Raw genomic sequence first — 4,953 nt, 5'->3', positions numbered from 1 at the left:
CCCCGGCGCTCGGGCTGCTCGAAGAGCGGGCTGCTCGAAGCGTTCGGGCTACTCGAACCGCGTGGTGTCGCCCGCCCCCCGGCGCACGATCTCGGCCTCACCGCCGGAGAAGTCGATGACGGTGGTCGGCCGCGTCCCGCAGTCGCCCGAGTCGACGACGGCGTCCACCTCGTGGTCGAGCCGTTCCTTGATCTCCCAACCCTGGGTCATCGGCTCCTCCTCGTCGGGCAGGAGCAGGGTGCTGGAGAGCAGCGGCTCACCCAGCTCGGCGAGCAGCGCCTGGGTGACGACGTGGTCGGGGATGCGCACGCCGACCGTCTTCTTCTTCGGGTGCAGCAGCTGGCGCGGCACCTCCGACGTCGCGGGCAGGATGAAGGTGTACGCGCCGGGCGTCGCCGCCTTGATCGCGCGGAACACGTTGTTGTCGAGCTGCACGAACTGACCCAGCTGCGCGAAGTTCTGGCACACCAGGGTGAAGTGGTGCCGGTCGTCCAAGTTGCGGATGGACCGGATCCGGTTGAGGCCGTCGCGGTTGCCGAGCTGGCATCCCAGCGCGAAACAGGAGTCCGTCGGGTACGCGATGAGCGCACCGGAGCGGACGCTGTCCGCCACATTGCTGATCGTGCGCTGTTGAGGATTCTCAGGGTGCACGTCGAAGTACTTCGCCATCCGCCGAGACTACGTGATCCGGCTCCCGGGCTCAGCCGAACCGGACCGCGGGGATCCGGACGGCGGGCGGCGGAGGACGTGCCCCGTCAGGGTCTACTTGCGAGGTCCATTCGGCCCCAACACCGCGTTCATGATCATCATTTTGGCTCCCGATCGTTTCTGATGCTGCCATCCGGCGGTGCGAGATCTGGGAGGGCTGCGTGACCGAGTCACGGACGAGAAGGACGAGAAGGACGCGACGGACGCCGACGGCCAGGACGTGGGGGGTGGTGGCCGCGGCGACAGGAGCCATGCTCGTCGTCGCGGCGGCCCCGGGACGCACCCCCGAGGCCGAGGTCTCCCAACGGGCCTTCGCGCAGGCGGCCCGGCATGCGCCGGTCACCCTGCTGGTCGGACGGGTCCTGGAGGAGGGCCGGGGCCCGACCGGGGAGCGCTGCGCCGCTCACGCCCTGCGGCCGGGTCTGTGCGACGGCTGGCGTGAGCAACGGGTCCTGGCCACCGTCCGGGGCTCGGGGTCCCTGGTGCGCGAGCCCCGGCCCGCCACCCCGGCGCGCGCCGCCCGCACCGACAGCCTCCCCACCGACGCCGGCGGCCCGCTGGAGATCGCCCTCGCGGACGCGGGTCGCCTCACCGACGTGACCGCCCTCGACGGACACGGCCGCCACCTGGCCGGCGACCTGGACGCGGACAAGGGGCGCTGGCTCAACTCCGAGCCCCTGCGGGCGGGAGAGAGCTACACCCTGCGGGTCGGCGCCCTCAACGCGGCCGGCACGCCCGTCGCCGCCACCATGGCCTTCCGCACCGCCCCGCCGGCACCGGGAGAGAAGCTGACGGTCGCGTTCGGACCCCGTCCGGGAACGTACGGCGCCGGCCAGATCGTCACCGCGGCCCTCAGCCACCCGGTCCCCGCCACCGACCGTACGGCCCGCGCCAGGCTGGAACAGGGCCTCCAGGTGACCTCGGAGCCCCGCGTCGAGGGCGCCTGGCACTGGGTGGACGACTCGACCCTGCACTTCCGCCCGCGCACCTACTGGCCCGCCCACACGAAAGTCCGCGTGCGCAGCGGCCTCGACGGGGTCCAGTTCGGCGACCAGGAGTACGGCGGCCCGTCCGAGGAACTCCGGTTCACCATCGGGGAGCGCGTCGAGGCCGTCACCGACTCCGCCACCCACCGGATGACCGTGCGGCGCAACGGACGGGTCGTCAGGACGATCCCCGTCACCACCGGCAAGGCCGGCTTCCGGACCCGCAGCGGCATCAAGGTGGTCCTGCGAAAGGAGCCCCTGGTCCGGATGCGCGGGGACAGCGTCGGCATCAAACGGGGCACCAAGGAGTTCTACGACCTGCCCGTCCGCTACGCCACCCGGGTTACCTGGAGCGGCGAGTACATCCACGCCGCGCCCTGGTCGGTCGAGGCGCAGGGCGAGGAGAACGTCAGCCACGGCTGCACGGGCATGAGCACCGAGGACGCGGCCTGGTTCTTCGGGACCGTCCGGGAGGGCGACATCGTCGAGGTGGTCAACAGCGGCGGGGAGGAGATGGCCCCCTTCGGCAACGGCATCGGCGACTGGAACGTGGACTGGCGGACCTGGCTGGCCGGCAGCGCCCTGGCCGACAACGACACCGCCACCCGCCCGCAGGAGCCGCCGCCCGCGCCGTCCCGGCTGCACCCCCTCACCTGACACCGGGAACAAATGCGTGGCCCGACCCGCCCCCGCTCCCTACACTCGTGATCACGCGCCGCCGTCCGAAGGCCGCGCACCGTCCGACGAGTCGAGGGGAGTCCGGCCATGCGTGACCACACCGCCGCCGTCGCTCCCCGCCCCCGGTACGACGTGATCCTGGTGTCCTCGGGCGCCCGGTGCCGGCTGCGCGGCCGCCACCGGATCCCCGTGACGAACACCTGACCCCTGCGCCGGCCGACGGCCGCCGGGGCCGGCGGACCCGTTCCGCCGGCCCCGCGCGTCCCGCCGACCCCCAGACCGGTCAGGGACGGGCCGACCGACACGCACGCCGCGTGTCAGGGTCGCCCGCGGCCCGCACCGGGCCGCCTTCGTCCGGGCATCGCGCTGCTCGCCGCTCCAGCACCGCGACCACCGAGAGGCCCCAGGCCGTGCGTACGCACACGACTTCCACCGGATTCCCCACCACTTCTGCCACCACCGCCACCGCCGCGTCGCCGCTCGGCGCCGTCCGCAACCTCGGCATCCTCGCCCACGTCGACGCGGGCAAGACCACCGTCACCGAACGGATCCTGTACGCCACCGGCACCACCCACAAACGCGGCGAGGTCCACGACGGCACCACCGTCACCGACTTCGACTCCCAGGAGCGCGACCGCGGGATCACCATCTTCGCCGCAGCCGTGACCTGCACGTGGAACGGCCACCGGATCAACCTCATCGACACGCCTGGCCACGTCGACTTCGCCGACGAGGTCGAGCGCTCGCTCCGGGTCCTCGACGGCGCGATCGCCGTCTTCGACGCCGTCGCGGGCGTCGAGCCGCAGAGCGAGTCGGTGTGGCGCCAGGCCGACCGGCACGGCGTGCCCAGGATCGCGTTCGTCAACAAGCTGGACCGGGCCGGCGCCGACCTCGACACGGCCGTCGACTCCCTGCGCGAGCGGCTCCACACCGTCCCGCTCGTCGTCCAGCTGCCGATCGGTCAGGAGGACGGCTTCACCGGCGTGGTGGACCTGCTGCGCATGCGCGCCCTCGTCTGGGGCCCGGGCCCCGATCCGTACGAGGAGGGCCCGGTCCCCGAGGCTCTGCGCCCCGAGGCGGAGCGCCGGCGCCGACTCCTGGAGGAGGCGGTGGCGGAACTGCACCCGGTCGCGCTGGAGGAGTTCTGCGCCACCTCGGCGCTCTCCGCCGCGACCCTGGCCTCGGCGCTGCGCGAGCTGACCGCGCGCGGCGAGGGCGTCGTGGTGCTGTGCGGCTCGGCCTACCGCAACCGGGGCATCGAACCGCTGCTGGAGGCGGCCGTCGCCTACCTGCCCTCCCCGCTGGACGTGCCGCCCGTACGGGGCACCCACGGCGGCGGGGCGCAGGAACGGGCCGCCGACCCCTCGGCGCCGTTCGCCGGCCTGGTGTTCAAGGTCAGCTCCACGGCGACGGGCCGCCTCGCCTACGTACGCGTCTACTCGGGAACGATCCGCAAGGGGGACACCGTGCTCGACGCGGGAGCACGCCGCACCGAGCGGATCGGCCGCATCCTGCGGGTGCAGGCCGACCGGCACGAGGACGTCGAGCTGGCGCGCGCCGGGGACATCGTGGCCGTGATCGGGCTGAAGTCGGCCCGCCCCGGCGCCACGCTGTGCACCCCCGGTGCGCCCCTGGTCCTCGAACCGCCCACCGCGGCCGAGCCCGTCGTCTCGGTGGCGGTCGAGGCCGCGCGCAGCCTGGACACCGACCGGCTCGCCACGGCCCTGGCGCGGCTCGTGGAGGAGGACCCCTCGCTGGCGGTACGGACCGACCGGGAGACAGGCCAGACGCTGCTCTCCGGCATGGGCGAACTGCACCTGGAGGTTGCGGTGGAGAAGGTCCGCCGCGCCCAGGGACTGGAGATCGCGGTGGGGCGCCCGCAGGTGTCCTACCGCGAGACGGTCGCCCGGGGCGTACGGGGGCTGCTGTACCGGCACGTCAAACAGGACGGCGGCGCGGGCCAGTTCGCCCACGTCGTCCTCGACGTGCAGCCGCTGGACCCGGACCCGGCCGGCCGTGAGGGGGAGGAGTTCGTGTTCCGCTCGGCCGTCACCGGCGGCAGGGTGCCGCAGGAGTACGTCCGCGCGGTCGAGGCCGGCTGCCGGGACGCACTGGCGGAGGGCCCGCTCGGGGGCCACCGGGTGACCGGCGTGAGCGTCACGCTCACCGACGGGGCCACCCATCCGAAGGACTCCTCGGAGATGGCCTTCCGCACCGCCGGCCGGTTCGCCCTCCGCGAGGCCCTGCGCGGGAGCGCGATGACCCTGCTGGAACCGGTGGCCGAGGTCACGGTCACCGTGCCCGGCGACGCCGTCGGCGCGGTCATCGGCGACCTCGCGGCGCGGCGCGGCCGGGTCTCCGGGCAGACCGCCCGGGCCGGTACCGCGGTGATCACCGCCACGGTGCCGCTGGCCGAGCTGTTCGGCTACGCGTCCCGGCTGCGCGGCCGGACCCAGGGCCGGGGCACGTTCACCACCCGCCCCACCGGCTATGCCGCCGCCCCGCAGGCGAACGGCTGAACGCGGGCACCGGCCGCCGGGTAGACGCGGCGCCGGCCGCCTCCCGCGGGCCTGGCGAGGTC

Annotated in this window: 3 protein-coding genes; 2 read left to right on the top strand and 1 reads right to left on the bottom strand. The window is 74.0% G+C overall.

Annotated elements, in window-relative coordinates; translation table 11 throughout:
- Positions 1–48: 48 nt before the first annotated feature.
- Positions 49–669 carry an L-threonylcarbamoyladenylate synthase gene (locus ACFWUQ_RS31155; protein WP_384544722.1) on the bottom strand — a complete coding sequence of 207 codons (621 nt, stop codon included), beginning with the start codon at positions 667–669 and terminating at the stop codon, positions 49–51.
- A 269-nt stretch (positions 670–938) separates the two neighbouring features.
- Between ACFWUQ_RS31155 and ACFWUQ_RS31150 the strand changes: the two genes are divergently transcribed.
- Both ACFWUQ_RS31150 and fusA read left to right on the top strand, forming a co-directional pair.
- Positions 939–2,351: an Ig-like domain-containing protein gene (locus ACFWUQ_RS31150; RefSeq protein WP_384544720.1), complete on the top strand. Its 1,413-nt coding sequence runs from the start codon at positions 939–941 to the stop codon at positions 2,349–2,351.
- 431 nt (positions 2,352–2,782) lie between these two features.
- Positions 2,783–4,891 (top strand): elongation factor G, encoded by a 2,109-nt coding sequence (fusA, locus tag ACFWUQ_RS31145; RefSeq protein WP_384544718.1) that lies wholly within the window; start codon positions 2,783–2,785, stop codon positions 4,889–4,891.
- Positions 4,892–4,953: the final 62 nt, after the last annotated feature.

The sequence above is a fragment of the Streptomyces sp. NPDC058662 genome, from assembly GCF_042716255.1.
Classification (GTDB): domain Bacteria; phylum Actinomycetota; class Actinomycetes; order Streptomycetales; family Streptomycetaceae; genus Streptomyces.
This window is presented reverse-complemented; position numbering and strand designations above follow the sequence as displayed.

Bases quoted from the DNA above. Each gene is read 5' to 3' on its own strand.
- ACFWUQ_RS31155 (WP_384544722.1), bottom strand. From the start codon at position 669: ATGGCGAAGTACTTCGACGTGCACCCTGAGAATCCTCAACAGCGCACG.